Genomic DNA, 25,557 nt, shown 5'->3' with positions numbered 1-25,557 from the left:
AAAGAAGGAATGTCCGGTCAGGAGAGCGCGAGGACGCGGCAATCCTCTGGCGTCCAGCCGATGACGGTATTCGCGCCTGTCGCATGAACCGGAATGTCCTGGGCGGCGGCCACTTTGATGAAGACGTCGTCGCAGCCACAGGCTGAGACGCGCAACCTGACATGATCGCCGTGATAGATGATTTCCTTGAGCGTCGCCGCAAACCGGTTCGGAACCTCGGCTGCGGGCGCCAGCTGAATCCGCTCGGGCCGCAACACCAGCGTTGCCCGCGCGCCTTCCTTCAATCCTTCTCCGGCATGGCCGGTAATGATCGAACCATCGGGCGCGCGAATTCGGCAGACCGCATTTTCGATCGCGACGACTTCGCCTGATATCGCATTGTTCTCGCCGATAAAGGTTGCGACGAAGGGGTTTGCCGGCGTCTCGTAGAGCGCGTGCGGCGGCGCGATCTGCTGCAGGATGCCGTCATTGAACACGCCGACCCGATCCGACATGGTCAGTGCCTCGCTCTGGTCGTGGGTGACGTACACGACGTTGATGCCGAGGCGGGCATGCAGGTGCTTGATCTCGAGCTGCATATGCTCGCGAAGCTGCTTGTCGAGCGCACCGAGCGGCTCGTCCATCAGCACCAGCTGCGGCTCGAAGACGAGGGCGCGGGCAAGCGCGATGCGCTGTTGCTGTCCGCCGGAAAGCTGGTTGGGCCGCCGCGTTTCGAAGCTCGCCATGCGCACCATGTCGAGCGCGCGGCGCACCCGCTCGGTGATCTCAGCCTTGCCGAGCCGGCGCATTTTCAGCGGGAAAGCGACGTTCTCGCCGACGGTCATATGCGGGAACAGCGCGTAATTCTGGAAGACGACACCGATATTGCGGCGATGCGGCGGCACACTGTCGATCCTGTTGTCGGCAAGCGTGATCGTCCCGTCGGTCGGCGCCTCGAAACCGGCCAGCATCATCAGTGTCGTGGTCTTGCCGGATCCGGAAGGGCCGAGAAGGGTCAGAAACTCGCCTTTGGCGACGTCGAGGTCCAAGCCGCGCACGACATAGCTGACGCCGTCATAGGATTTACGCACGCCCTCGAAAGCAATGAAGCGCTCGCTCATGAAGTCCTCCTGTTAGCATCGGCCGGGTCCCTGCCTCTTTGTCTCGATGCGAGGTCATATTGTCTCGGTCTATTTCCGCTTGTCAAGCCACACAAATAATTTTGTATGGTGGCAGCTGCAGATCTCGAAAACACTGGAAAAGCATGCTATGTCGCACGAAACCATGCTGAATCGCGGGATCTGTGCTTAAATGCGCCTGCACCTAGCTTATGGAAGTTGGACCCTGTTACAGGAATTGTATGTCTGAAAGATTGGAAGTGACCCGGACAAATCAGGAGCGGGAAACGCGGATACCGGCCTATCTGGAGCTCGCACGCGAGCTCGAGGCGAAGATCCGTTCGGGCGCCTTGCCTCCCGGCAGCCAGCTCCCGCCGCAGCGCGACCTGGCGCGGGAGCGGTCGCTCAACGTCTCCACCGTCACGCGCGCCTACCGCGAATTGCAGAACCTCAATCTTGTGATGGGCAGCACTCGGCGCGGCACGATCGTCATGGGCGACGGCGCCATGCCGCGGGTCGACCGGGCGGCGAACCCGTCCGGTGTCATAGACCTGACGGTCAACCGGCCGGCCGTCGACGATTTCCAGCAGCGCCTCGCCCAATCCCTGCCGGACCTTTCATCGGACCGGCGCTTTCGCCAGATGCAGGAGTATCAGCCGCCGGAAGGTCCTGCCTGGGCGCGCCACGCCGCGAGAGAGTGGATATCGCTCAACGGCTTCGATCCGTCCGAAGACGATATCGTCGTCACCAGTGGCGCCCAGCATGCTTTGCTGGCGGTGATCAGCAGCCTGATTGAACCCGGCGACACCATCGTCTGCGATCGGCTGACCTATTATGGCCTGATCGCGCTTGCCCAGATGTTCCGCTTCCGCATTATCGGCATCGGAAGTGACGATCAGGGCATGTCGGCGGCGGAGCTTGACGATATCTGCGGCCGGGAGAGCGTGCGCGCCGTCTTCACGGTTCCCTCAATGCACAATCCGACCGTCGTCACCATGAGCGAGGCTCGCCGGCGGGATCTGGTCGATGTCGCGGAAAAGCACGATCTCGTCATCATCGAGGACGATGTCTATGGACCGATGCTCGGGACCCGCGCAAGCGCCCTGATCACGCTTGCTCCAACCAGAACCTACCATATATCAGCACTCTCCAAGGCGCTGGCGCCGGGTCTGCGCGTCGGCTATCTCTTGTGCCCGCCCGGCCGGGCGCTGCTGTCTGCCGAGGCGGTCCGTACGACCGCCTGGATGCCCTCTCCGCTGCCGCTGCTGCTTGCGACCCGCTGGCTGGAGGACGGCACGGCCGAAGCGATCCTGAAGGCTCAGCTTGCGGAGCTGCGCGCGCGCTATGCGATTGTCACGACGATCCTTGCCGGCCATTCCTTCTCCGCCGATCCGCGCTGCATGTTTTTATGGCTGAGGTTGCCGGCGCCATGGCGATGCGAGGATTTTGCCGCCAATCTGCGCGCCCATGGCGTTGCCGTCATGGCCGCCACCGCCTTTGCCTGTGACCGCCAGCCGGTCGAGCATGCCGTTCGCGTCAATGTCGGCTGCGCGTCGTCGCGCGACGAACTTGCAACGGCCCTGCGCATCATTGCCGCCACGCTGAACGATCGTCCCCGTGCTCTGGCAGGCCTGGTCTAGGCGATGAACAGGCCGCTGCCGGAGCTTCAGCCCTTGCCCGACGCCGAACGCCGGCATGTGGCCGTTGTCGGTGCCGGACTGGTCGGCCTCTGCTCTGCCCTCTGGCTGCAAAGAATGGGGCATCGGGTCACGATTATCGATCCGGCGCCGCCCTTGGGCGATGCTTCCTACAGGCAGGCCTGTTCCTACGGGAATGCCTGCACCTTTGCGCCGCACGGCGTCGTTCCCGTCGCGACGTCAGGCGTCATCTGGCGTGTGCCGGGCATGCTGCTCAATCCGCTCGGTCCGCTGGCGATCGTCTGGAAATACCTGCCGCAACTGGTCCCGTGGCTGCGCGCCTTCCTGGCGTCGAGTACGAAAGCCGAGGTCGAGCGGATCGCCGGGACACTGGCGATGCTGCTTTCTCACGCCGATGCCGCCTGGCAACCGCTTGTGACTGCGGCAGGCGCCGAACGGCTGAAGCGGCACGACGGCTGCCTGTATCTCTACAAGAGCGAAGCACAATTCCGGGCGGCTGACGCCGAAAACGGGCTGCGTGAACGCCATGGCGTCGCCATGGACCGGCTGGACCGCGCCGATATCAAGAGCATGGAGCCCAATCTTGCGCCGCTTTACCACAAGGGCGTGCTGTTCCGGGACGCCTATGTGTTTTCCAGCCCCAGGCAACTCGCCTTCGCGCTCGCCCAGGCTGTTATAAACGGCGGAGGAGAGATCGTCCGAGGCGAAGTCGCGGTGATCGAGTCGCGCGACAACGGCATCTGCCTGCGGATCGCGGGCAAGCAAATCCTTGCGGACCATGCGGTCGTCGCCGCCGGCGCTCATTCGCGCAAGCTGACCGCATCGATAGGCGATCGCGTCCTGCTCGACACCGAGCGCGGTTATCACGTCTTGTTCCCGCAAGCGGGCAATCTGCTGTCGCGCCCGGTCTGTTATCCCGAACACGGCTTCTACATGGTGCCGATGGCAGATGGATTGCGCGCGGCCGGAACCGTCGAACTCGGCGGACTTGCCGCTCCGTTGAACCCCAAGCGGACCGCGATGATCCGTGACGGCGTGAAAATGCTCCTGCCGGCGGCCGGACAGGGCAGCGACGAGTGGCTGGGTTTTCGGCCATCCATGCCGGATTCACTTCCGGTGATCGGTAGCTCCCGCCGTTTGCCCCGCGTCACCTATGCCTTCGGCCACGGCCATCTCGGCCTGACGCTGTCGGCTTTGACCGGCTATCTGGTTTCCCAGCTGGTTGCGGGACAGAGACCGGCTGTCGATCTGACGCCCCTGCGTCCCGACCGGTTCTAACTGGCTTCAATTTCCTCGTTGCGTCTGCATGCGCGTCAGGCAAAATGACACTCGCTCATGACCGTCATGCTTGGGTGTGAGGAAGCATGGAAGGCGGCTCAGCATCGGCGCTTTTTCTTCGGTTGGAGTGAGCCACACGAACCAGGCAGGTGAAGGCAAAGTCCGTTTCACTCGAACCTTGAATGTAAGGAACAATTCCATTACTTCTGTATGGGTTGAAGATAGGAGATTTTCCATGGCTTCCCTTGCCGTCACAATGAAAGGGCAAATCACGCTGAGACGGGATTTGCTGACGCACCTTGGGGTCAAACCGGGGGAGCGGATCGAATTCGACAAGCTGCCTGGGGGCGAGCTGCGGGTAAAGGCTGCTCGTCCAACGGGGACGATCGACGATTTTATCGGCCGGCATGCTGGCAAGACGAAAAAGCCGTTGACCATCGAAGAGATGAACGAAATCGCGGCTTCGGGCTGGGCCGGCGAGGAATGAAAGTCTCAGTCGATACCAACATTCTTGCTCGAGCAGTTCTGCAGGATGATGCTGAGCAGGGGAGGGCAGCGGCAAAACTTCTCAAGGAAGCATCGCTGATCGCGGTTTCCCTGTCGAGCTTGTGTGAGTTGGTCTGGATACTGCGTCGAGGAGCCAAGCTATCAAAGGAAGATGTTTCACAGACGATCCACGACCTGCTCAACGCGGGCAATGTGGCAATGAACCGCCCGGCGGTCGAAGCAGGACTGGCCATGCTGGAGGCGGGTGGCGATTTTGCAGATGGCGTGATTGCCCATGAAGGAGCATGGCTTGGTGGCGAGAGCTTCGTGTCTTTCGACAAGCAGGCGGTCGAACTGGTAATCCGCCAGGGCCAGCCCGCGCTTCTTCTCGCCTGACACTCCACAGGCTCACGAGGTGGTGAAAAAGAGAGCACGAATGTTGGCCTGGTGCTTTTCGTCTTAGCCTCAGAACCGATGTTCCGCTCCTTCGACCGGATTTGCCCAGACTGTCATACCAGGCGCAAACGGCGTCTCGCCTTCGGCGCGCACCACCATCTCGCCGAGTTCGGGGACGTCGAGGTAGAGGATTGCGTCGGCGCCAAGCCGCTCCACATGCCGGATCCTGCCCTGCCATTGCCCGACACCTTCCGAAAGCCTGATATGTTCGGGGCGGATGCCGTAGGTCGTGCAGTTCATTCGCCGCGCTATCTCGCCGCCATAGAGGTTCATCTTCGGGCTGCCGATGAAGCCGGCAACGAATGGTGTTGCGGGATTACGGTAGAGTTCCATCGGGCTGCCGATCTGCTCGACCGCGCCGCCTTTCAGGACGACGATCTTGTCCGCCATCGTCATGGCTTCGACCTGGTCGTGGGTGACATAGATCATCGTCGATTTCAGGCGGGCGTGCAGATCGGCGATCTCAAGACGCATCTGGGCTCTGAGCGAAGCGTCGAGATTGGAGAGCGGCTCGTCGAACAGGAAGACCTTGGGATCGCGGATGATCGCTCGGCCGATGGCGACGCGCTGCCTCTGGCCGCCGGAGAGTGCTTTCGGCTTTCTCTCCAGCAGCTGGGTCAGCTGCAGCGTTTCAGCCGTCGCCGCGACCTTGGCGGCGATTTCCGCCTTTGGGCGGCGGGCGAGTGAAAGGCCGAAGCCGATATTCTCGGCAACGGTCATATGCGGGTAGAGCGCGTAGCTCTGGAACACCATGGCAATGCCGCGCTCGGAGGGTTCGGCATAGGTCACGTCCTTGCCGCCGATGGTCAACGTGCCTGAGGTCGCGTCTTCCAGGCCGGCGATGATCCGCAGCAACGTCGATTTTCCGCATCCAGACGGGCCGACGAAAACGACGAACTCGCCGGAAGCAACCTCCAGATCTATTCCCTTGATGACTTCAAGGGCGCCAAAGCTCTTGCGAACTTGCTTGAGAGTGAGCTCAGCCATTCGGTTACCCTTTTACTGCGCCGGCCGTCATGCCGGCGACGATCTGCCGGTTGAAGAAAATGAAGACGACGAGCGGCGGGATCGTCACGAGGAGGATATTCATGAAGAGGAGATTGTACTGGCTCGTATACATGCTCTGGAAATTATAGAGCGTCAGCTGCACGGTCACGTTCTCCTTGCCGGGAAGGTAGTAGAGCGGGTTGGTAAAATCGTTGAAGATCGCGATCGACTGAACGACGATGTTGGTGACGGTCACCGGCTTCAGCAGCGGCAGGATCACTCTGAAGAAAATCTGTCGGGGCTTGGCGCCATCGATCAGCGCCGCCTCGTCGAGGTCGCGTGGTATGGTCGAAATGAACGACCGGTAGAGCAATGTCGAGAAGGAGAGATTATAGGCGACCTGGATCAGGATCATCCCGGTCATGGTCTTGAAGAGACCGATCTCCTGCAGGAGGCCGATGGTAGGCACGACGGCCGGCGGCATCATCAGACCCATGAACAGGGCAATGGAGGCCACCTTGTTCCAGACGGTCTTGCGGCGCTGCATCACATATCCGACCATTGCCGACAGCAGGATCAGGATCGTGACGGAGACCACGGTGATCAGCGTGGAGTTGAAATAGGCGAGCGCGAGCTGGTAGTCGCGCGCCTTGAAGACGGCGACCAGATTATCCCAGAACAGCCAATGCTCGGGCAATTCGAAATCGAGGCGAGACGCTTCGGATTTCGATTTGACCGCCTGGAGAGCGACGAAAACGAAGGGCATGACGAAGATGACGGCCGCCACCGCAAGGGCTATCGCGCCGGTCACGTAAGGGCGGACGTTTCTCATTCCTCGACCTCGCGCCGGTTGAACCACAGGGTGAATGGCAGGATGATGATGGCGATCAGCGCGAACAGGATGACGTTTCCGGCTGTCGACAGGCCGTAGAAACCCGCCTGGTACTGCTTATAAATGACCGAGGCGATCACATCGGAGGAGAAACCGGGACCGCCGCGGGTCATGGCCCATATCAGATCGAAGGATCGAAGCCCGCCGATCAGCGACAATGTCACCACGATGACGGTGGCGGGACGCACGAGCGGCAGGGTGATCCGGAAAAATTGCTGGAGACGCGTGGCCCCGTCAATCCTCGCGGCCTCATAATAGTCGGGGCTGATCGCGGCAAGCCCGGCGATGAAGATCAGGGTGGCGAGGCCGACCCCCTTCCAGACATCGACCAAAGCCACCGAAAAAAGCGCCAGCGCCGGATTGGTAAGCCATCCCGGGCCGGGAATGCCGAGCGTCTCGAGCGTGACATTGATGATGCCCCTGGTCGGATGCATCATCACCGTGAAGGTGATGCCGATGCCGATCGTCGAGACCAGGACGGGAAAGAAGACCAGCGTGCGCAGGAAGCCGCGGGCGAAGATATTGCTGGTCAGCAGCACGGCAAGCAGCAGCCCGCAGACCGTCTTCAGGCCGGATGTCGTCACGGCATAGATCAGCGTGTTGACCAGTCCCTTGACCAGGAATGGTTCGGAAAAGAACTGCTGAAAATTTTCGAGCCCGATGAATTCGGCCGTCGAAAGATCCCAGCGTGTGAGGCTGAACCAAAGAGAGGATACCGTGGGAACCAGAAACAGCACGCCGTAGATGATTGCGGCCGGAATGAAAAACCACAGCGGGTAGGGCGATTTGCGCGAGCGGGGGCGTGTCTCGGTCATGACTACCTCTTCGATCGGGTGGAACCTCGCCCCGTTAGGAGCGAGGTTAATTGACCCGAAAGGCCGCTACCAGTTGGGAAGACCGAGCTGCTTGGCCTGCTTGCGCACGTCGTCGTCATAGAGCTTTGCCGCTTCGGCCGGCTGGCGAATACCGGAGCCGACTTCGACGGTGATCTGCTCAAGAGCCGGTCCCTTGATCGGCGAAACGAATTCCAGCGCCGGGGTCGTCTTGTCCTTGGCCTCGAAATAGGGGAGCATGTCCTTGATAGCAGGCGGTACGCTAGCTGGCAGGTCGCAGCCGTCGATCAGGGAAGGCCCCTGAACGGCGTTGGTTTCCACCATGATCTTGCAGGCCTCGACGCTTCCGGCGAAATCGACGAATTTCCGCGCTTCCTCGGCGTGCTGGCTGGTCAAGGGAATGTAAAGGGCTGGCGGCATCCAGACCGTCAAGCCGTTGGTTGCGGCGTCGTCGCTCGGCTGCGCGAAAAAGCCGACATCGTTGAGGTTTTCGGGATAATTCTGTTTGAGCGCGCCGACCGCGAAGCTCAGCATCGGATAATGCGCTGCCTCGCCGGTTGCCACCATTCTCAGGCCATCGTCGTAGCTTGCCGCGCCGAAATCTTCGTTCATCAGACCGGCGTCGTGAACGTCCTTCAGCCGTTCGAAGCCCTTCAGGGCCGCAGGCGTCTCTGCGTATTTTGCCTTGTTGGCGGTATAGTCTGCGGCGAAGTTCGGCACGGCCGCGTGCAGGTTGTAATAGTCAGCCAGAACGAACAGCTGCGAGGTCCAGGTATCGCGATAGGTCTGCGCCACGGCGACCTTTCCTGATGCTTTGACCTTCGCGTTGTTCGCCATGAAGTCCGCCCATGTCTTCGGGACGGAGAGGCCAAGGTCCTGGTAGATTTTCCTGTTGTAGAGGATCCCACCCGCCATCGCCGTGCCGAAAGGAACGCCATAGAGCTTGCCATCGGCACGGACGACCGATTTGAAACCTTCGTCGACCTTCGCTTGCGACGACAGGCCGCTCAGATCGACAAGCGTCTGTGTCGGCTTCAGCGCCTGTAGCAGCGAGCCGGAATTGTAGAGAAACACATCGGACATCTCCCCCGTCGCCAGGCGCGTCTTGATGATGTTGTCGCCTTCGCCGCCACCGGCCCGCGGCTCGATTTCGATCGTCACGTCGGGTGCCTTTGCCTGATAGGCGGCAACCAGTGCCTCGGCCGCTGCGACGGTGTCCGGGTTGTTGTCGATCAGGAATGACAGCGTGGTGCCTGCATGCGACGGGCCAGCCGCGACCAGTGCCAAAAGCGCGGACGCGCCCGCAAGAATGAGTTTTATCCGATGTGTCATGACGTTCCTCCTCTGAACGGTGTGACGTGTATGCTCCTCAAGAATTGGGTAGGGAAAAGACCAACTGGTGCGTCCCGGAGGGAAGAATGGCTTCCTCGACGACAGGCTCTCCGTTGAGCGACGGGTTTTGATGCCGTTTTCCGGGCCGGAAGCGGCCGATGCAGCCTTCCGGAAGTGTCAGCACATAGGTGACCTTGTTGCCGTCGCACTGCCAGCCAGCCTCGATGCGTCCCTGGCTGATATCATGATAGGCCGAAACCGGCGAAAGGGACGGAATCGGCGCGGGATCGACGATCACCTCGGCAAATCCGGGTACGGTCGGGCTCGGCGAAATTCCGGCGACGCTTTCGAACAGCCACTGGCAGACCGCGCCATAGGCATAGTGGTTGTAGCTGTTCATATCAGGTTCGTAGATGGTGCCGTCAGGCGCCATGGAATCCCAGCGCTCCCAGATCGTCGTCGCTCCCTTCGAGACCTGGTAGAGCCAGCCCGGTACATCCTCCTGCAGGAAGACCTTTTCGGCCAGATCGTCCATGCCGAGCTTCGTCAGCGCCGGCAGCAGGGCGGGCGTGCCGATGAAACCGGTGCCGATCTTGTAGTCGGCATCGATGATCACCTGCCGGAAATGCTGCTGTGCGGCTTGCGTGTGCTCCGCCGGTATCAGGTCGTGGAGGAAGGCCAACGCATAGGACGTCTGGTCGTTGTGTGCGAGCCGTCCCGCCGGCGTGATGAACTCGTTGGCGAATGTCCGCCGGATCTCGTTTACGCGCTGTTTCATCTTCTCTTCAAGCGCATGCTCGCCGAGAGTGGCTGCGATCCTTGCCAGAAGGTCGGTCGAGATGAAGTGGTAAAGCGTGGCGGCGCAGTCGTCAGCGATCGTCGGGCGAGGCTTTCGATTGTCGCCGACCGGCTGTAGCCAGTCGCCGAAGGTGAAGCCGCGGGCGCCCCAGCGGGAGGGCGGACGCACGAGCGGACCATCCGAGATCGACCAGACGAAATCGACCCAGCGTACCATGGAATCCAGGCACTCCGACAGGACGGCCCGGTCGCCGTAATGGGTATAGAGTATCCAGGGGATGACGACGATCGCGTCGCCCCAGCCGGTCGAGCCGGCATAGCCCGGGAAATTGGCCGGATGCAAGCGCGTCGGATCCGGCGAAAAATGTGAGACGGCGCCATCCTCGCGCTGATCGGCCATCACATCCCGCAGATACTTCCTCAGGAAGGATTGGCTGTCGCTCAGCCAGCATGCGGTTGCGGCAAATACCTGGGCGTCGCCCGTCCAGCCCAAGCGCTCGTCGCGTTGCGGGCAATCGGTTGGCACTTCGACGAAATTGGCGCGCTGCGACCAGATGGTATTCTCGACGAGGCGATTGACCAGCGCATTGCCCGAGGTGAAACCGCCGGCGGGCTCGGGCACCGACGAGATCGGGATGGACGCGATTGCGAGGATCTTCGCATCGCCCTTGATCGTCACCCTGGCATAACGGAAGCCGTGGAAGGTGAAATGCGGTGCGTAGGTTTCGTCGCCGTCTCCCCGAAGTATGTAGACGGTATGTGCCGCGGCCGTGCGATAGTTGCGATTGTCGAAATGACGATCGGGGCCGAGGACCTCCGAATGCTCCACCCGAATTTCGGCACCGGCGGTTCCGCGGACCGTATATCTGACATAGCCGCCGGCATTCTGGCCGAAATCGTAGACGGTCCTGCCCTCATCGTCGGCCCAGCTGTCGACCGGGGCGAGTGGCAGCAACTCCCGCACCGCAGCCGTTTCATGCGCGACAAGCAGCGTCCGGTCGAAGGCCAGCTTCTCGGTGCCGTGGGTCTCGACGCAGGTTTCCTGCCGGGCATCATAGATTTCGCCGAAGTAGATTCCGGACTTCAGGATCGGCAGAAGGCCGCTTCGCCATGTGGTGTCGGTGGAAAGAACGGTGCCATCCGGTCCGATCAGATCCGCAATGGCGCCGATCCTGTCGCCCCAGCAATTCGGGATCGCCTGGGCGCCCCACATCAAAGGCGACCGATACCATCCGTCGGCAAGCCAGATCTCGATCCGGTTGAGGCCCGGCTTGAGCAGGTTCGAGACGTCGTATCGCTGATAGGCAAGGCGATCGTCGTAGTTCGTCCAACCTGGGGTCAACAGGTCGTTGCCGACGCGAACGCCGTTGATGAAGCAGCGGTAGAGGCCAAGTGCTGATATAAAGAGCTCTACGGGAAGCTTGGCGCCATCATGCTCGAAAGTCTTGGAGACGAAGCTTGCGGCCGTTCCCTGACCGCCATCCGATAGTGGCGCGATCATATCCCCGGACCAGGCACGCGAAACGAGGTTGCCGCTGATGGCTGCCGGCTGAAAGTTCATCAAGTCCTCCCGACGAGTTGTAGAACGTTCTCCATATAACGTTCTACATTTTCTTCGGAAGCGCAATAGAATTTTCGTTGCCAGTCTGCCATGGTGATTCTGCGGGCGATGTTGACGACCCGCAGCCGCAAGCCAGAGATTTCATGTCAATCGAAGACAAACAAAAGCTGCAACGAAACGATCGCGTGACGATCCGGACCGTGGCAACTCATGCAGGCGTATCGGTCGCAGCGGTTTCCAAGGTGATGCGAAATGCCTACGGCGTTAGTGACGCGCTGCGCGCAAGGGTGACGGATGCCATTGAGGCCCTCGCATATCGCCCCTCGCGGGCGGCACGAGGGCTGCGTGGCCGGAGTTTCACCATCGGAGTGCTCCTGATCGATATCCGCAATCCTTTCCTTCCGGAGGTGATTGCCGGCGTGAACGGGGTGCTGGCGCCTTCGCACTATCAGGCGATGATCGGCGTCAGCGATGCGCGTGTGCAGCTGGAGACGTCGTTGATCGAGTCGATGATCGACTACAAGATGGACGGCCTTATCCTTGTTGCGCCGCGTTTGCCCTCGGAGATCCTCGCAAAGTTCGCAGTCCAGATACCGATCGTCGCGGTCGGTTACCACGATGCCAGCGCTACGGCCTTCGATACCGTCAACGCAGACGACCAGCGCGGCGCGGAGATCGCGGTGGAAGCGCTTCTGGCCTGCGGCTATCGCGATATTGAAATGCTGAGCCTTGGCGAGCGCCAGGGGCACGCGGTCTCCGTCGTCCGCCAGCGTGAGATCGGGTTTCGCCGGGCGATACAGCGTGGCGGGCTCGGCTCCTCGCCAGCGATCGGCAAAATTCCCATTGCTTCGCCAAAGCGGGAAGAGGCGATGCGAAAGTTCCTATCGAGGAAGGACAGGCCGCGCGCCGTATTCTGCTGGAGCGATCTCGACGCGATCACCCTTCTGAGCCTGGCTATGGAGATGGGTGTGCGTGTGCCCGAAGATCTCGCCGTCATCGGATACGACAATTCGTCGACCGCAGCACTCGGCCTCGTCAATCTCGCAAGCATCGATCAATCGGGCAGGGAACTCGGTCAGGTCGCAACCCGGGCCCTCATTTCCAGAATAGAAGGCCGCACCGCTTCCGAGCATATTTTCCAGATACCGTCACTGGTCAGCCGCAACAGCCTGACCCGTTCCGGCAATTCCACGAACAAATAATAGCGACGGCGCTGCCGTGTCTCTGTTCGTTGCCGTCGTTGTCACTCGGATCGAAGGGGGCTGCCGCACGACTGCCGCACGACCAGGCGACACGGCAATCTGGTGATGCCGGCAGGGACCGGTTCGCCCTTGGAGAGGCTGAGGATTGCCAGGCCGGCGCGATGGCCCAGTTCCTTCAACTCCATGTCGATGGTGGTCAGCGGCGGGCGCGTTTGCCGTGCGACGACCTCCCAATTGTCGAAGCCGACCACGGCGACATCCGTGGGAATCTCCACATTGAGGTCGCGCAGCGCGTCGATGACACCGCGGGCGATCTCGTCGCTGCCGCAGAAGATGGCGTCGGGCTTTGCGCCGGGCCGGGCAAACACCGTCTGAACGGCCTCGTGACCCCATTCCTCCGACCAGTCGCCGAACATCGCTTCGGCACCGTCGCCGCAGGCGTCAAGATAGGATTGGGCGCGGATGCGAGCGGCCAGATAATCCCGTGGTCCGGTGATGTGGAGGATCCGCGATCGACCGAGCTCTTTCAGGTGATCGACGGCGAGGCGGGCGCCCTGTTCGTCATCCGGAAAGAAGGTGACGCTATCAGCCGGCCCCTCGGCAAAGACGTAGACGACGGGTATCGGCAAGCGGGACAGCTGAACTGGCGGCGTGAGATCGAGGCGGGTCGCGGTGAATATGATGCCGTCGACCTGCCGGTCGAGAAGCGCCTCCAGATGCAACTGGGCGAGCCTTGGATCATTGTTCGTGGCACAGAGGAAGACGGACACGCCGTGATCCACCAGCACCTCCGATACCCCGGCCGCCATCGGCAGCGTCAGTCTGCCATAGGTGTCGTTCGTCAGCATGCCGATCGCATGGCTTCGCTTGCTTAGCAACCCACGGGCGAGTGCATTAGGCCGAAATCCGATCTCCTCCGCCACGCGCCGGACCCGCTCGCGTGTTTCGGCATTCGTCCGGCCGGTGTCGTTCAGTGCGTTTGACGCCGTCGAAATGCTGACGCCTGCAGCCTTCGCCACGTCATAAATCGTCCGTCTTCGATCGCCGGTATTCTTCAAGTGCCGCCTCGTAGTCAATTCATGCTAAAAGCTTTTATCAGAAAAAAATGTGCTGTTAAAAGGTTTTATCAAACGCGCATCAGAATTTTGCACACAGACTGTCGACACCAAAAAATTTCTGATCTAACGTCCATTTCGTCCGATGGCCTGAGGCCTGAACGAGAAAAAGGGGAACAAGCATGCTTCGACTGAAAACGACGATCACCGCTCTTGCACTGCTGGCAAGCTCTTCTCTCGCCGGCGCCGAAGAAATCACCCTATGGGTGCGCACGTCGTCCGGCGCCGTCCTTCAGGGACTGGCCGACAAATACAACGCCTCTCACTCCGACAAGGTCAATGTCACCCAGATCACGGCGGAGCAGATGGTGCCGAAGCTGGGTGCGGCGATTGCCGGCAGCGCGGCTCCTGACGGTGCCGTGCTCGACCTGATCTATCTTCCGACCTTTGCCGCCGCGGACGGTCTCGAGGATATCTCCGACTTCGTGAAGGGCCTGCCTTATTCCGCGGCCATGAGCCCGTCCCACATCCGCCTTGCCACCTATGACGGCAAGATCTACGGCGTGCCGGCCCTGCCGGATGCCTCGATCATTGCTTATAATACCGATCTGTTCACCAAGGCCGGCCTCGATCCGAACAAGGCGCCGGCGTCGATGGAGGAGATTGCCACCGACGCCAAGAAGATCGCCGCGCTCGGCAACGAGACCTATGGCTTCTATTTTGTCGCTAATTCGGGAAGCTGGCTGATCTACGATTTCCTGCCGCATCTCTGGGCCGCCAATGCCGATGTGCTGAGCGATGACGGCCGCAGCGCCACGGTCGATACGCCGGCGCTGCGCGAGACCATCGCTGCCTATCGCGATATGTGGAAGGCCGGTGCGATCCATCCGACCTCGCGTTCCGGCAACGGCAACAATGCCGTCGAGGCCTTCGCCTCGGGCAAGGTCGGCATCCTGATGACCGGCTCCTACATCGTCAATCTGCTGACCAGCAAATATCCCGACGTGAAATTCGCCGTCGCACCGATCCCGGGGCCGAAGGGCGGTGAATCGAGCTTTGCCGGCGGCGATACGCTTTCCCTGATAAAGGGCATCAGCGACGAGAAGAAGAAAGTCGCGCTCGATTTCGTCAATTTCTACATGCAGCCCGAGCAGCAGGTCTATATCACCCAGGAATCGGGGATGCCTTCGCGCACGGACCTCGCAGCGGAAGCCTATGCGAAGTTCGACCAGCGCAATCTCGTCGCCTACAATATCCTCGCCAAGGCGCGCACGCCTTATACCTTTTCGTCCGACGAACTCTTTGTCAGCCGCACCGGACCCTTCCTCAATCTGATCCAGGGCACGATCTTCGGCGACGACGTCGACGGAACGATCGCCAAGACGCAGGCCGACTTCACCCGTATCCTCGAACGCACGAATCCGAACTAAGCCGACGCGTTTCGGCAGGGTATCCGCAGATGCCCTGCCGTCCCTTTCACATCTCGACTTTCAAACGGAAGGAGGAGTTGCGGTGATATCCTCGACACTTCGCAGCCGGAGGCGCGCAGTCGCGACCGGAGAACCGGAGCCAAAGGGTTGGCTTGGCCTTGCCTTCATCCTACCGGGCCTGCTGTTCATCGTCGTGCTTTTCCTCGTGCCGCTTGTCATGACGGTCTGGATGAGCTTCTACAACTGGCCGCTTCTTGGCCGGACCAAATTCATCGGCCTCTCCAACTATGCCGAGCTGATCGGCGATACCCAGCTCTGGCATTCCCTGGGTTTCACACTGCTCTACACGGTACTGGTCACGGCTGCGATCTTCGTGGTGGCCTTTCCTCTGGCGCTGCTCGTCGACCGGCCGCTGCGGATCGCCGGTTTTTTTCGCACGATCTATTTCATGCCTGTCGTCATCGGCTTCGGGGCGGCTTCGACATTGTGGATGTGGCTGCTCAATCCCGATAGCGGCGTCTTTGCGCAGCTGCTGCGCGGAGCAGGCATCATCGACAGCGCCCCGAGACCGCTCGAAAGTTTCTGGCCAGCACTCGGCGTCGTCATCCTGATGGTCGTCTGGAAAACAGCGGGCTTCACGATGATCATCCTCCTGACCGGCCTTCAGAGCATATCGAACGACGTCATCGAAGCCGCCAGGATCGACGGCGCCAGCGTCTGGAGCCGGTTTCGCCGGATCACGCTGCCTTTGATGAGGAACTCGGTGGTGCTGGCGCTCGTCCTCAACGTCACTTCATCGATGCTGGCCTTCGACCAGTTCTTCATCATCACCCAGGGTGGCCCTGAGAACAGCACGATCTCCGCGGTCTTCTCGATCTATCTCGCCTCGTTCTCATCCTACCGTCTCGGTTATGGCTCGGCGATCTCCTTTGCGTTGCTCGTCGTGCTGGTGGCGATCAGCGCCATCCAGTTCGTCCTGCTGCGCGAGCGGCCGGAGGAGGGTTGATGGAGCGGCTCAACCACAATCTCGCAGCGAAGCCGGCGAGCGAGCGGCTCGGCTATCTCGCCTTCGTTCTGACGGCATGCGTCTTTGCCGTCTTCTTCGTGATGCCGATCGTCTGGTCTTTCGCAAATTCCTTCAAGCCCGCGGCCGCAGCACTTGCCGATCCGGCAGCGCTTTTCTCGAAAGCCTTCTCGCTTGAAAACTACCGCCGTCTCGAACATGTCGGCGCCGGCTGGTACGTCTATGCCGGCAATTCGGTGCTGATTGCCGCCGGAACGGTGCTCCTGACGGTGCTTGTCTCAGTGCCGGCGGGATACGGCTTTTCGAAATTCCGCTTCCCCGGCCAGTCGCTGCTCTTCGTGCTGATCATGGCGACGATGATGATCCCGTTCCAGTCGATTCTGACGCCGCTTTTCCTGATCCTCAAAGTCTTCCGGCTGCAGAACAATCTTTTCGGCCTGGTGCTGATCTATGTAACGTTCCAGCTTCCCTTTTCCGTTTTCATGATGCGCAACGCCTTCGACGCGGTGCCGAAGGCGCTGATCGAAGCGGCGCGGATAGATGGTGCGTCGCAGGCGACGATCCTGCGCCGGATCATGCTGCCGATCGCGCTTCCCGGTGTCGCCACCGTTGCGATGTTCGCCTTCCTGAATTCCTGGAACGAATTCCTCGCTGCCCTCATCTTCCTGTCCGATCAGAACAAGTTCACGCTGCCGATCATGCTGGTGAATGTTTCGTCGGGCATCTATGGCATCATCGACTGGGGCGCGCTTCAGGCCGGTATAGCCGTGACCATGGTCCCCTGCATCCTGCTTTTCCTTCTCTTGCAACGATATTACGTGCGCGGCCTGACGGCCGGCGCCGTGAAGTAACAGCGCTCGTTCCGCTCAGGAGTCCTCATGACCAGCTCACCTCGTTTTCAACCGGCACGCGCTGCGGGACGGCAGCGATACAGGCCCGCCGACCATTCCGGTGTCGTATTCGATGGCGGTTTCTGGCAGAGCTGGGCGGAGACGGTCCGCAACGTCACCATCCCGACGCAGCACAAGCGGCTGGAAGAGGAGGGCTTCCTCGAGGTGCTCGATTTTGACAAGCCGGCCGGGCCGCTGGTGCGCCCGATCCAGCCAAGCGGACTGTCGATGCAGCATTTCTTCGATTCCGATTTCGGCAAATGGATCGAGGCCGCAAGTTACACGCTGAAGGCTCACCCGAATGCCGCGCTCGAAACGAAGATCGATGCTATCGTCGAAAAGCTCGAAAAAGGGCAGATGGCGGATGGCTACCTCAACAGCTGGTTCATTCGCCGCGAGCCGGACAGGCGCTGGACCAATCTGCGCGACCTGCACGAGATGTATTCGATGGGCCACTTGCTGGAAGGGGCCGTCGCCTACTACGAGGCGACGGGAAAGCGTCGCTTCCTCGATGTGATGATCCGCGCAGTCGACCATATCATCGCCACCTTCGGTGCCGAGCCCGGAAAGCTCAGGGGTTACGATGCCCATGAGGAAATCGAGCTGGCGCTGGTCAAGCTCTATCGCGTGACGCGCGATCCGCGGCATCTGAAGCTTGCGACCTATTTCGTCGACGAACGTGGCCGGATGCCCTCATATTACGACGAGGAGGCTTGCAAGCGCGGCGAGAGCCCTGATGATTACGTCTACAAGACATATGCCTATAGCCAGGCCCATATGCCGGTGCGCGACCAGCACCAGGTCGTCGGACACGCGGTTCGCGCCATGTACCTGTTTTCTGCGATGGCGGATCTCTCCCATGAGAACGACGATCCGACATTGAAGGAGGCCTGCGACCGGCTTTTCGACAATCTGGTCAGCCGCCAGCTCTACGTGACCGGCGGCCTTGGCCCATCGGCATCCAATGAAGGGTTCACCCGGGAATTCGACCTGCCGAACGAGACCGCCTATGCCGAGACATGCGCAGCCGTCGCGCTCGGTTTCTGGAGCCATCGCATGGCGCAGGTCGATCTCGACAGCAAGTTCACGGACAGGCTGGAAACGGTGCTCTACAACGGCGCGCTTTCCGGCATCTCGCGCGACGGCGAACATTATTTCTATGAGAACGTCCTTGAAAGCCACGGGCAGCACCGCCGGTGGAAATGGCATTACTGCCCCTGCTGCCCGACCAACATTGCCCGTTTCATCACGTCGCTCGGCCAATATTTCTATTCCACGGGTGACCATGAGCTCGCCATCCATCTCTACGGCACCAATTGCGCAGATCTCACAGTCGGCGACAGCTTCGTGCGGCTGGTACAGGAGACGCAATATCCCTGGGATGGCGACGTCAGCCTGCGGTTCGCCGTCGAGCGGCCAAGCCGGTTTCAGCTTCGTCTTCGCATCCCCGGATGGTGCAGGCAGGCGCAGGTCTCGGTCAACGGTGCTGCCGTCGATCTCGATCAATGTGTGACGAAGGGTTATGCCGCAATATCAAGGGAATGGCACAATGGTGACGAGGTCCACATCGGCTTCTCGATGCCGGTCGAGCGCATCTACGCGCATCCCGCCGTCTCCGAAGACGGCGGACGCGTCGCGCTGCGGCGCGGGCCTGTCGTCTATTGCATCGAGGAGACGGACCTCGGCGGCGAGCCGCAGCGGCTCCGCCTGCCGGCGTCTGAGGAAATTTCTGCCCGTTACGATGCCGCGCTTCTCGGCGGAGCGACCGTCCTCGAAGGCACCGCGCTCGAAGCCGATATAGCCGATTGGCAGAATGCGCTCTATCGCACCGCGCCTGCCTCGCTGAAGGAGCGGCCCTTCACGGCGATCCCCTATCACCTCTGGGCCAATCGCGAGCCCGGAGCGATGGCGATCTGGTTGCAGGAGGTCTAGGAGAAAACCATGGCACGGCTGGAACTCAAGAGCATCGTCAAATCCTATGGCATCTACGAGGCCGTGCGCGGCATCAGCCTTGACATCGAAGACAATGAATTCGTCGTTTTCGTGGGCCCGTCGGGTTGCGGAAAATCGACGACATTGCGCATGATCGCGGGCCTCGAACACATTACCGGCGGTGAGATCGTGATCGGCGACCAGGTCGTCAACCGGCTCGGTCCGGGCAAACGCGATATCGCCATGGTCTTTCAGAACTACGCGCTTTATCCGCACATGACGGTGCGGGAGAATATTTCGTTCTGCCTGGAGCAGCAGAAGCTCGCCAGGAGCGAGATCGACGCGCGTATCATCAGGGCGGCGGAAACCCTGCATATCAGCGAGCTGCTCGGCCGGCGCCCGGGCCAGCTTTCGGGCGGCCAGCGCCAGCGCGTCGCGATGGGGCGCGCGATCGTGCGGAACCCGAAAGTCTTTCTCTTCGACGAGCCGTTGTCCAACCTCGATGCCAAGCTTCGTGTGCAGATGCGCACGGAGATCAAGCGGCTGCACCAGCTGTTGCCGACGACGACCGTCTACGTCACGCACGACCAGGTCGAGGCGATGACCATGGCGGATCGTGTCGTGGTGATGAATGGTGGCATCATCGAACAGGCGGGACCGCCGCAGGCGCTCTATCATCGGCCGGTCAGCCAGTTCGTCGCCGGCTTCATCGGCTCACCGTCGATGAATTTCCTGTCCGCGACGCTGCTATCAGGAGAGAAAGGTCTCGTCGTCAAGCTGACCGACGGTAGCGAGCTTCCGGTGCCGAAGGCGCGCGTCGGCGACTATGCCGGCCATGCCGGCAAATCAGTCGTGTTCGGGATCAGGCCGGAATCGATCACCGACCGCCAGGCCCGTCCTGGTTATGCCGACATCGAAGCTAAGATCGATCTTGTGGAGCCACTCGGGCCGGAGACCATGGTCTATTTCGGCATCGGCGAGGCAAGTCTTTGCGCCTGCATCGATCCCGAGAGCGGGCCTAGGCCGATGTCGACGATGCCGCTCTCGTTCAACATGAACCAGATGCATCTGTTCGATCCGGCGACCGGCCGGTCGCTGGCGCTTGCCTGAACCGCAAACACGGAAAGGCCGGCAACCGTGGGGTCGCCGGCCTCGTTGTATCAGGCGGCCTGGCGGATCTTCGAGGGACGCGTGGCGGCGGCCTTCTCGACCATGGCGGTGACTTCGGCGCGGCGGGCGCCCGAAAGCGGCATGCGCGGCATGCGAACGCGTTCTGAGCCGCGGCCCATGATCTGCTCGGCGAGCTTGATCGACTGGACGAGGTCGTGCTCGGCATCGAGGTGCAGAAGCGGCATGAACCAGCGATAGATCTTGCGGGCCTCTTCCCAGTCACCGCGTTCGGCGGCGGCGACGAGCTGCACCGATTCCTGCGGGAAGGCGCTGGTCAGGCCGGAGACCCAGCCCTTGGCGCCGAGCATCAGGCCTTCAAGCGCTACGTCGTCGAGACCTGCGAAGATATCGAAACGATCGCCGAATTCATTGATGAGATCGGTGAAGCGGCGCGGATCCGGCGCACTTTCCTTGACCGCCTTGATGTTCGGCACGTCGGCAAGCACCTTCAGCACATCGGCGCCGATATTGACGCGGTACGCCGGCGGGTTGTTGTAGAGCATGATCGGCAGCGAGGTCGCCTCGGCGACGGTGCGGAAATGTGCAATCAGCTCTTCGGGCTTCGGCACATAAACCATGGCCGGCAGCAGCATCAGGCCGTCGGCGCCGAGTTTTTCGGCGGCGCGAGCATAGGCGACGGCACGGCGCGTGTCGAATTCGGACACGCCCGTCACCACGGGAACGCGGCCGTTGACGACCTCGACGGCAGCTTTCAAGATCGTGCGCTTCTCCTCGGGGTCCAGCGAATTGTTCTCGCCACATGTGCCCATGACGATCAGTCCGTTGACGCCATCGTTTACAAGCGCGTCCTGGACGCGCTGGGTCGAGGGCAGATCAACGGAAAGATCATCGTTGAACTGTGTCGTTACGGCGGGAAATACGCCCTTCCATCCTGTGGTCATTGATCGAGCCTCGTTGAAACTGGTTGTCTTATATACAAACTGTCGACAAGATTCAATGATGTGAGCTTACAAATTTGAGACCCCCGAAGACCGACATTGCGAGAATCGGCCGAAACGAAATACAAGGCTCTAACGAAAGAGGCGGACGAATGCGGAACGACGCGGAAAATGTGCGGGTGCGCGGCTCTGGCACGCAGAGCGTCTATGTGACGCTCAGGCGGGAAATCCTGTCGATGGCGCTGGAACCCGGCAGTCCGCTCGACGAGGTGCGGCTGTCGGAACGTTTCCGGATGTCGCGGACTCCCATTCGCGAGGCGCTGTTGCGGCTCGCCGCCGACGGGCTCGTCACGACGCTGCCGAACAGGAACACGATCGTTGCGACGATCGATTTCGCAAGCCTGCCCACCTATTTCGAAGCGCTGACGCTGATGTACCGGGTGACGACCCGCGGCGCGGCGCAACGGCGCAACGGCGAGATCATGAAGACCGTCCGCCGGCATCAGAAGGACTTCGCCGATGCCGTTGCCGCGCGCGATGCCTATGCGATGATCGAGGCTAACCGCGAATTTCACGTCGCGATCGCCGAACTTGCCGGCAATTCCTATTATACGGCCTTCTTCGCCAGGCTGCTCGACGAAGGGCGCCGCATCCTGCGCCTTTACTACTCGACATTCGACGACCGTCTGCCGCGCCAGTATGTCGACGAACACGAGGAGATCATCGCCGCGATCGAGGCCGGTGACGTCGAGCGGGCCGACCGGCTGGCGATCGCCCATGCCGGGCAGATCGTCCGCCAGATCCAGGAATATATCGCCCGCGACCTGGATCGGCCGGTGGCGATCAGCCTGTCCTGATGCGACGAGAGCAATGAACCGTTCGAGCCTCAGGAGGTGAGGGGGCCGCCTTGCTCCCTGACCAGGGTCATCAGTCTGCGCAGGACAGCCGCCGATTGGCGAACGCCGTCGTGCTCGAATTCGTTGGTCACCCACGCCTGCACGTTGGCGACGTGGCGCGCTGTTTCGAGCGAAAGCCCGGCATCGACATACATGTCGTCATGATAGATAACGGCGGCGACCGGCACCTCGTTTGCCGCGAGACGTGCCGGAGCATAGAGCGGGGCGTAGCGCTCATGCGTGGCCAGCGCCTCGACACCCGCCCTGAAGGCCCTGAGCGAGCGAATTTCCTCGAACATCCAGGGATACATCATCTCCCCCGTCAACAGCAGCGGCCGCCGGTCGCCGGCAAAGGCCGGATGCTCGGCGCGGATGCGTTCGGCCGCCCAGGCAGTCGGCGTCCCGGCCTGGCCATAGATGCTTTCTTGCAGAACGGCGAAGAGCGGATTGTCGTCATAGGAGGTCAGCGACATCACCGAAGCGAGGAAGCGATCGGAGAGACGGTCTTCATTGGGACCGAAGAAGGCCTCGTCGACCAGCCAATGGATGTTCTCGTAACCCGGCGCCATGCCGAAATCGATGCCGATGGTCTGAAAGCGGCGAACGGAGAGGCGATCGCCATCGGGCAACCGCACCTCGTTGGTCTCGATATAGTCGGCGATCCGGCCGATGCGCTCGGCATCCCCGGGGTAGCGGCGGTAATAGGCAGCGTTCTTTTCGGTGACGCGCGGGTAGGTGCGCCGATAGACATCATCGGCCGTCGCCCCAAGGCCGGCAAGGCCGCCGGTGACATAACAGGCGGAAAGTCCCTCCGGCGCCTTCGAGAGATAGGTAAGTGTCAGGAAGCCGCCATAGCTCTGGCCAAGCGTCTGCCAGCGCCCGCCGCCGAAGACGGTTTTCCTCAGATGTTCGCAATCGGCAACGATGCTGTCGGCGCGAAAGAGAGTGAGATAGTCGGCTGCGGCCCTGCCGTCCGCAAAACGCTCCATCGTCGCACTTTCGATCCGGCTGCTGCGCCCGGTGCCGCGCTGGTCGATCAGGATAACGCGGTGCGTCTTTAGGGCTTCGGCAAGCCATGGCGGCCCGCCGTTGCTCGGCCGCGGCGATTTTCCGCCAGGGCCGCCTTGAAGGAAAGCCAGCAACGGCAGTGTTTCGCGACGGCGGGCGGGATCGCATACTTCGCGTGCGAAAACCCGGATCGTCTCCCCCTCCGGCTTCGACCAATCCAGGGGAACGTCGACCATATGATCGCGTATCAGCATGCCCGGTATGGTGTATTCGACTGCCATCGCCATCGCCATCTCCTCATCTTTCATGTCGACATATTGCCTACAGCGGCATTAGTGTCGGTTCAAGATCCCCGCTGCAAGGCGAGGGCTTCATCGATCTGGAAGCGCAGGAAAAGCAGGAAAACAACATGTCGTGGCAGCATACGGTACCCCGCATAACTGAGAACGAACGGCAGAACCGCCTCGCCAGGCTTCGCAAAATGATCGAAGCCGAAGGATTGGCTGCCGTGCTTCTTGGGCCGACCGAAAGCCTGCATTACTTCACGGGGCTGGTCTGGCATCCGAGCGAGAGGTTCCTCGGCGCGCTCGTCACGCCCGCGACCATTTCCTACATCGTTCCGGGGTTCGAGCGCAGCCGTGTCGAAACGCTGCCGCATCTGCCGGGGGAAATCCTGGTCTGGGAAGAGGAGGAGAGCAGCGCCGCTCTCATCGCCCGCCTTGTTGCCCAGGGCGGCAGACTTGCCCTCGACGATGGTTTGCCGCTTTTCTTCTATCATGCATTGGCAGCGGAGATGGGCGCGCCGGGGCTTGCCGATGGCGGGCGGCTGATCCGCGGCCTGCGTTGCATCAAATCGGCCGCGGAGATTGCCCTCATTCAGTATGTGATGGACCTGACGCTTGACGTCCACAGGCAAGTGCATGGGCTTTTGAAGCCGGGCATCAAATCATCCGAGGTGGTCGATTTCATCGACCGGCAGCATCGCCAGGCCGGCGCCGATGCCGGCTCGACATTCTGCATCGTCTCCTTCGGCGCGGCGACCTCGCTTCCGCATGGCGCCGACGGCGACCAGGTCCTTGGTCGCGACGACGTCATTCTCATCGATACCGGCTGCCGGATCGACGGTTATCATTCCGATATCACCAGGACCTATATGCTGGAGGGCGGCGAAAGCGCATTCGAACGGGCCTGGTGGATCGAGCGCGAGGCGCAACAGGCCGTCTTCGACGCGGCCCGGATCGGTGCCGCCTGCTCGAGCCTCGACGATGCGGCCCGCAAGGTGCTTGCCAAACACTCCCTCGGCCCCGACTATCGCCTGCCAGGTTTGCCGCATCGCGCCGGTCATGGCCTCGGACTCGAGATCCACGAGGAACCCTACATCGTTCGCGGCAACGACGCACCGCTTGCCGCCGGCATGTGTTTTTCCAACGAACCGATGATCGTCTTCCCTGGGAAATTCGGGATCCGGCTGGAAGACCATATGTACATGACCGCCGAGGGACCACGCTGGCTGACCAATCCGGCGGCGGGACCGACCGAGCCATTCTCCTGAGCAGGCCCCATCTCCTGCCCGCTCTCGTCCGGCAGATCCAGGAATATATTGCCCGCGATCTCGACCGACAGCTGGCGATCAGCCTATCCTGAAGCGACAGGATTCAAGAGGCGGAGGCAGGCTATCCCAAGCCTGAACGTTGGCGATATGGCGGGCCGTTTCGCGGCATCGGACATATCGACCGGACCGAGGGCTGCCCGCAATTCGATCCACCAAGTATTTCTTCGCAAACGTTACTTGCTTTCTGGCGTAGTACAAGGTTGACTGTGGTTAAACCTGCAGTGTCGAGGATAGGATGATGGACTTGTTCAGAAAGGATGAGGATGACTCCGCGCAATTGCAGAAAATGACACTGAATGGCAGATATAGAAATATGGCAGCGATGCTTTCGATAACAGTGGTTGTCTTTTCTGTATTCTTGATATCGCTTGGCGCTTTAATTGAATTTTTTCAACCTGAGTTTTTTCCAAACGTCATTCTCGATGACGTCCCTTTGCACTACATCGCCTGGTTCATGATTACCTTCGGGATAACTATCGCTGTCATCAACGTAATTTTGGCGGCAAGACGGGAGATCGATCAAGAGAGGGCAGCAAAGATGCTTCCATCGGATATGGTCGAGATCAAAAGGCAGGCTTTGCGTGACCTGCGGACGCATCGAAACTGGTATGCGCGATCTTCCAAGGTGAACCAGTATCTCTGGAATTTTCTCACATTAGGGATCATCGTTCTGAGCGGCCTCTCTTCATTATTTTCGGCTTATGGCACGGTTATCCCCCAATGGCTCCCAATGGCGACCTCCGCGCTCGTGGCGCTTTTCGGCACGATAATCGTTCAATTCCGCATCCGGGACGTCTGGCAATTGAGAGAGCAGGGAAGGATCGAAACGGAGATGCTCGTCGCCGAGGCTCATCTCATTGACATAACGGATGAGCTGGCGACGCTCAAACAGGCAGTCGCTCTTAGAAAGCGCGCTCATGCGCTGGAGATGAAGCAACTCAACCAGTTTTTTGTAGGGACCACCGGAGCCAATCCCTGAGCCCTTTGTCGGCATCCGGCGGCGAGACCGACCGAGCCGTTCTCCTGAGCGGGCGCCATCTCCCGCCCGCTCAGGTAAGCCA

Annotated in this window: 22 protein-coding genes; 13 read left to right on the top strand and 9 right to left on the bottom strand. The window is 60.9% G+C overall.

Annotation, left to right across the window (positions count from 1 at the left end; genetic code table 11):
* Nucleotides 1–17: 17 nt before the first annotated feature.
* Nucleotides 18–1,100, bottom strand: coding sequence for an ABC transporter ATP-binding protein (locus tag ELH03_RS32265; RefSeq protein ID WP_130767370.1), 1,083 nt, complete (start codon nucleotides 1,098–1,100; stop codon nucleotides 18–20).
* A 239-nt stretch (nucleotides 1,101–1,339) separates the two neighbouring features.
* Between ELH03_RS32265 and ELH03_RS32260 the strand changes: the two genes are divergently transcribed.
* From ELH03_RS32260 to ELH03_RS32245, 4 genes are all read left to right on the top strand, one after another.
* Nucleotides 1,340–2,737, top strand: coding sequence for an aminotransferase-like domain-containing protein (locus tag ELH03_RS32260; protein WP_128401721.1), 1,398 nt, complete (start codon nucleotides 1,340–1,342; stop codon nucleotides 2,735–2,737).
* Between the two features lie 3 nt (nucleotides 2,738–2,740).
* Nucleotides 2,741–4,033: an NAD(P)/FAD-dependent oxidoreductase gene (locus ELH03_RS32255; RefSeq protein WP_128401720.1), complete on the top strand. Its 1,293-nt coding sequence runs from the start codon at nucleotides 2,741–2,743 to the stop codon at nucleotides 4,031–4,033.
* 235 nt (nucleotides 4,034–4,268) lie between these two features.
* Nucleotides 4,269–4,520 carry an AbrB/MazE/SpoVT family DNA-binding domain-containing protein gene (locus ELH03_RS32250; protein WP_128411101.1) on the top strand — a complete coding sequence of 84 codons (252 nt, stop codon included), beginning with the start codon at nucleotides 4,269–4,271 and terminating at the stop codon, nucleotides 4,518–4,520.
* Nucleotides 4,517–4,915: a type II toxin-antitoxin system VapC family toxin gene (locus ELH03_RS32245; RefSeq protein WP_128401718.1), complete on the top strand. Its 399-nt coding sequence runs from the start codon at nucleotides 4,517–4,519 to the stop codon at nucleotides 4,913–4,915. The genes ELH03_RS32250 and ELH03_RS32245 overlap by 4 nt, the downstream gene beginning before the upstream one ends.
* A gap of 69 nt (nucleotides 4,916–4,984) precedes the next feature.
* Here ELH03_RS32245 and ELH03_RS32240 read toward each other — a convergent pair whose 3' ends face one another.
* The 5 genes from ELH03_RS32240 to ELH03_RS32220 form a co-directional block, all read right to left on the bottom strand.
* Nucleotides 4,985–5,962: an ABC transporter ATP-binding protein gene (locus ELH03_RS32240; protein WP_128401717.1), complete on the bottom strand. Its 978-nt coding sequence runs from the start codon at nucleotides 5,960–5,962 to the stop codon at nucleotides 4,985–4,987.
* A 4-nt stretch (nucleotides 5,963–5,966) separates the two neighbouring features.
* Nucleotides 5,967–6,794, bottom strand: a complete 828-nt coding sequence (locus ELH03_RS32235) for a carbohydrate ABC transporter permease (RefSeq protein ID WP_128401716.1) — start codon at nucleotides 6,792–6,794, stop codon at nucleotides 5,967–5,969.
* Nucleotides 6,791–7,669: a carbohydrate ABC transporter permease gene (locus ELH03_RS32230; protein ID WP_028732343.1), complete on the bottom strand. Its 879-nt coding sequence runs from the start codon at nucleotides 7,667–7,669 to the stop codon at nucleotides 6,791–6,793. The genes ELH03_RS32235 and ELH03_RS32230 overlap by 4 nt, the downstream gene beginning before the upstream one ends.
* A 66-nt stretch (nucleotides 7,670–7,735) precedes the next feature.
* The gene (locus tag ELH03_RS32225) at nucleotides 7,736–9,019 is read right to left on the bottom strand and encodes an ABC transporter substrate-binding protein (RefSeq protein ID WP_128401715.1); all 1,284 of its coding nucleotides are present in this window, start codon (nucleotides 9,017–9,019) and stop codon (nucleotides 7,736–7,738) included.
* 37 nt (nucleotides 9,020–9,056) lie between these two features.
* Entirely contained in the window at nucleotides 9,057–11,378 is a 2,322-nt protein-coding gene (locus tag ELH03_RS32220) for an alpha-L-rhamnosidase (protein WP_128401714.1), read from the bottom strand.
* 143 nt (nucleotides 11,379–11,521) lie between these two features.
* On the opposite strand from ELH03_RS32220, the gene ELH03_RS32215 reads away from it, so the two are divergent.
* On the top strand, nucleotides 11,522–12,580 hold the full coding sequence (locus tag ELH03_RS32215) for a LacI family DNA-binding transcriptional regulator (RefSeq protein ID WP_128401713.1): 1,059 nt from the start codon (nucleotides 11,522–11,524) through the stop codon (nucleotides 12,578–12,580).
* 41 nt (nucleotides 12,581–12,621) lie between these two features.
* On the opposite strand, the gene ELH03_RS32210 is transcribed toward ELH03_RS32215, so the two are convergent.
* Nucleotides 12,622–13,638: a LacI family DNA-binding transcriptional regulator gene (locus tag ELH03_RS32210; RefSeq protein ID WP_128401712.1), complete on the bottom strand. Its 1,017-nt coding sequence runs from the start codon at nucleotides 13,636–13,638 to the stop codon at nucleotides 12,622–12,624.
* 179 nt (nucleotides 13,639–13,817) lie between these two features.
* Here ELH03_RS32210 and ELH03_RS32205 point away from each other — a divergent pair, with 179 nt between their 5' ends.
* From ELH03_RS32205 to ELH03_RS32185, 5 genes are all read left to right on the top strand, one after another.
* Nucleotides 13,818–15,065 carry an ABC transporter substrate-binding protein gene (locus tag ELH03_RS32205; protein ID WP_105010346.1) on the top strand — a complete coding sequence of 416 codons (1,248 nt, stop codon included), beginning with the start codon at nucleotides 13,818–13,820 and terminating at the stop codon, nucleotides 15,063–15,065.
* A gap of 82 nt (nucleotides 15,066–15,147) precedes the next feature.
* Nucleotides 15,148–16,071, top strand: a complete 924-nt coding sequence (locus ELH03_RS32200) for a carbohydrate ABC transporter permease (RefSeq protein WP_128401711.1) — start codon at nucleotides 15,148–15,150, stop codon at nucleotides 16,069–16,071.
* Nucleotides 16,071–16,940 (top strand): carbohydrate ABC transporter permease, encoded by an 870-nt coding sequence (locus ELH03_RS32195; RefSeq protein ID WP_128401710.1) that lies wholly within the window; start codon nucleotides 16,071–16,073, stop codon nucleotides 16,938–16,940. The genes ELH03_RS32200 and ELH03_RS32195 overlap by 1 nt, the downstream gene beginning before the upstream one ends.
* Before the next feature lie 27 nt (nucleotides 16,941–16,967).
* Nucleotides 16,968–18,911, top strand: a complete 1,944-nt coding sequence (locus ELH03_RS32190) for a glycoside hydrolase family 127 protein (RefSeq protein WP_128401709.1) — start codon at nucleotides 16,968–16,970, stop codon at nucleotides 18,909–18,911.
* A gap of 9 nt (nucleotides 18,912–18,920) precedes the next feature.
* The gene (locus tag ELH03_RS32185; RefSeq protein WP_128401708.1) at nucleotides 18,921–20,021 is read left to right on the top strand and encodes an ABC transporter ATP-binding protein; all 1,101 of its coding nucleotides are present in this window, start codon (nucleotides 18,921–18,923) and stop codon (nucleotides 20,019–20,021) included.
* 50 nt (nucleotides 20,022–20,071) lie between these two features.
* On the opposite strand, the gene ELH03_RS32180 is transcribed toward ELH03_RS32185, so the two are convergent.
* Complete coding sequence (locus tag ELH03_RS32180) at nucleotides 20,072–20,983, bottom strand: dihydrodipicolinate synthase family protein (RefSeq protein ID WP_130767369.1); 912 nt, start codon at nucleotides 20,981–20,983, stop codon at nucleotides 20,072–20,074.
* 149 nt (nucleotides 20,984–21,132) lie between these two features.
* Between ELH03_RS32180 and ELH03_RS32175 the strand changes: the two genes are divergently transcribed.
* A complete protein-coding gene (locus ELH03_RS32175) occupies nucleotides 21,133–21,837 on the top strand; it encodes a GntR family transcriptional regulator (RefSeq protein ID WP_105010352.1) in 705 nt (234 codons plus the stop codon).
* A 29-nt stretch (nucleotides 21,838–21,866) separates the two neighbouring features.
* Here the strand turns inward: ELH03_RS32175 and ELH03_RS32170 are convergent, their stop codons facing one another.
* Complete coding sequence (locus tag ELH03_RS32170; protein ID WP_130767417.1) at nucleotides 21,867–23,165, bottom strand: alpha/beta fold hydrolase; 1,299 nt, start codon at nucleotides 23,163–23,165, stop codon at nucleotides 21,867–21,869.
* Between the two features lie 128 nt (nucleotides 23,166–23,293).
* Between ELH03_RS32170 and ELH03_RS32165 the strand changes: the two genes are divergently transcribed.
* Together ELH03_RS32165 and ELH03_RS32160 are read left to right on the top strand one after the other, a co-directional pair.
* Nucleotides 23,294–24,436, top strand: a complete 1,143-nt coding sequence (locus ELH03_RS32165) for a M24 family metallopeptidase (RefSeq protein ID WP_130806865.1) — start codon at nucleotides 23,294–23,296, stop codon at nucleotides 24,434–24,436.
* A gap of 298 nt (nucleotides 24,437–24,734) precedes the next feature.
* Nucleotides 24,735–25,475 (top strand): DUF4231 domain-containing protein, encoded by a 741-nt coding sequence (locus tag ELH03_RS32160; protein WP_128405242.1) that lies wholly within the window; start codon nucleotides 24,735–24,737, stop codon nucleotides 25,473–25,475.
* Nucleotides 25,476–25,557: the final 82 nt, after the last annotated feature.

The organism is Rhizobium beringeri (genome assembly GCF_004306515.1).
Classification (GTDB): domain Bacteria; phylum Pseudomonadota; class Alphaproteobacteria; order Rhizobiales; family Rhizobiaceae; genus Rhizobium; species Rhizobium beringeri.
The sequence above is the reverse complement of the archived record's forward strand: the minus strand, read 5'-3'. Positions and strand labels throughout refer to the sequence as shown.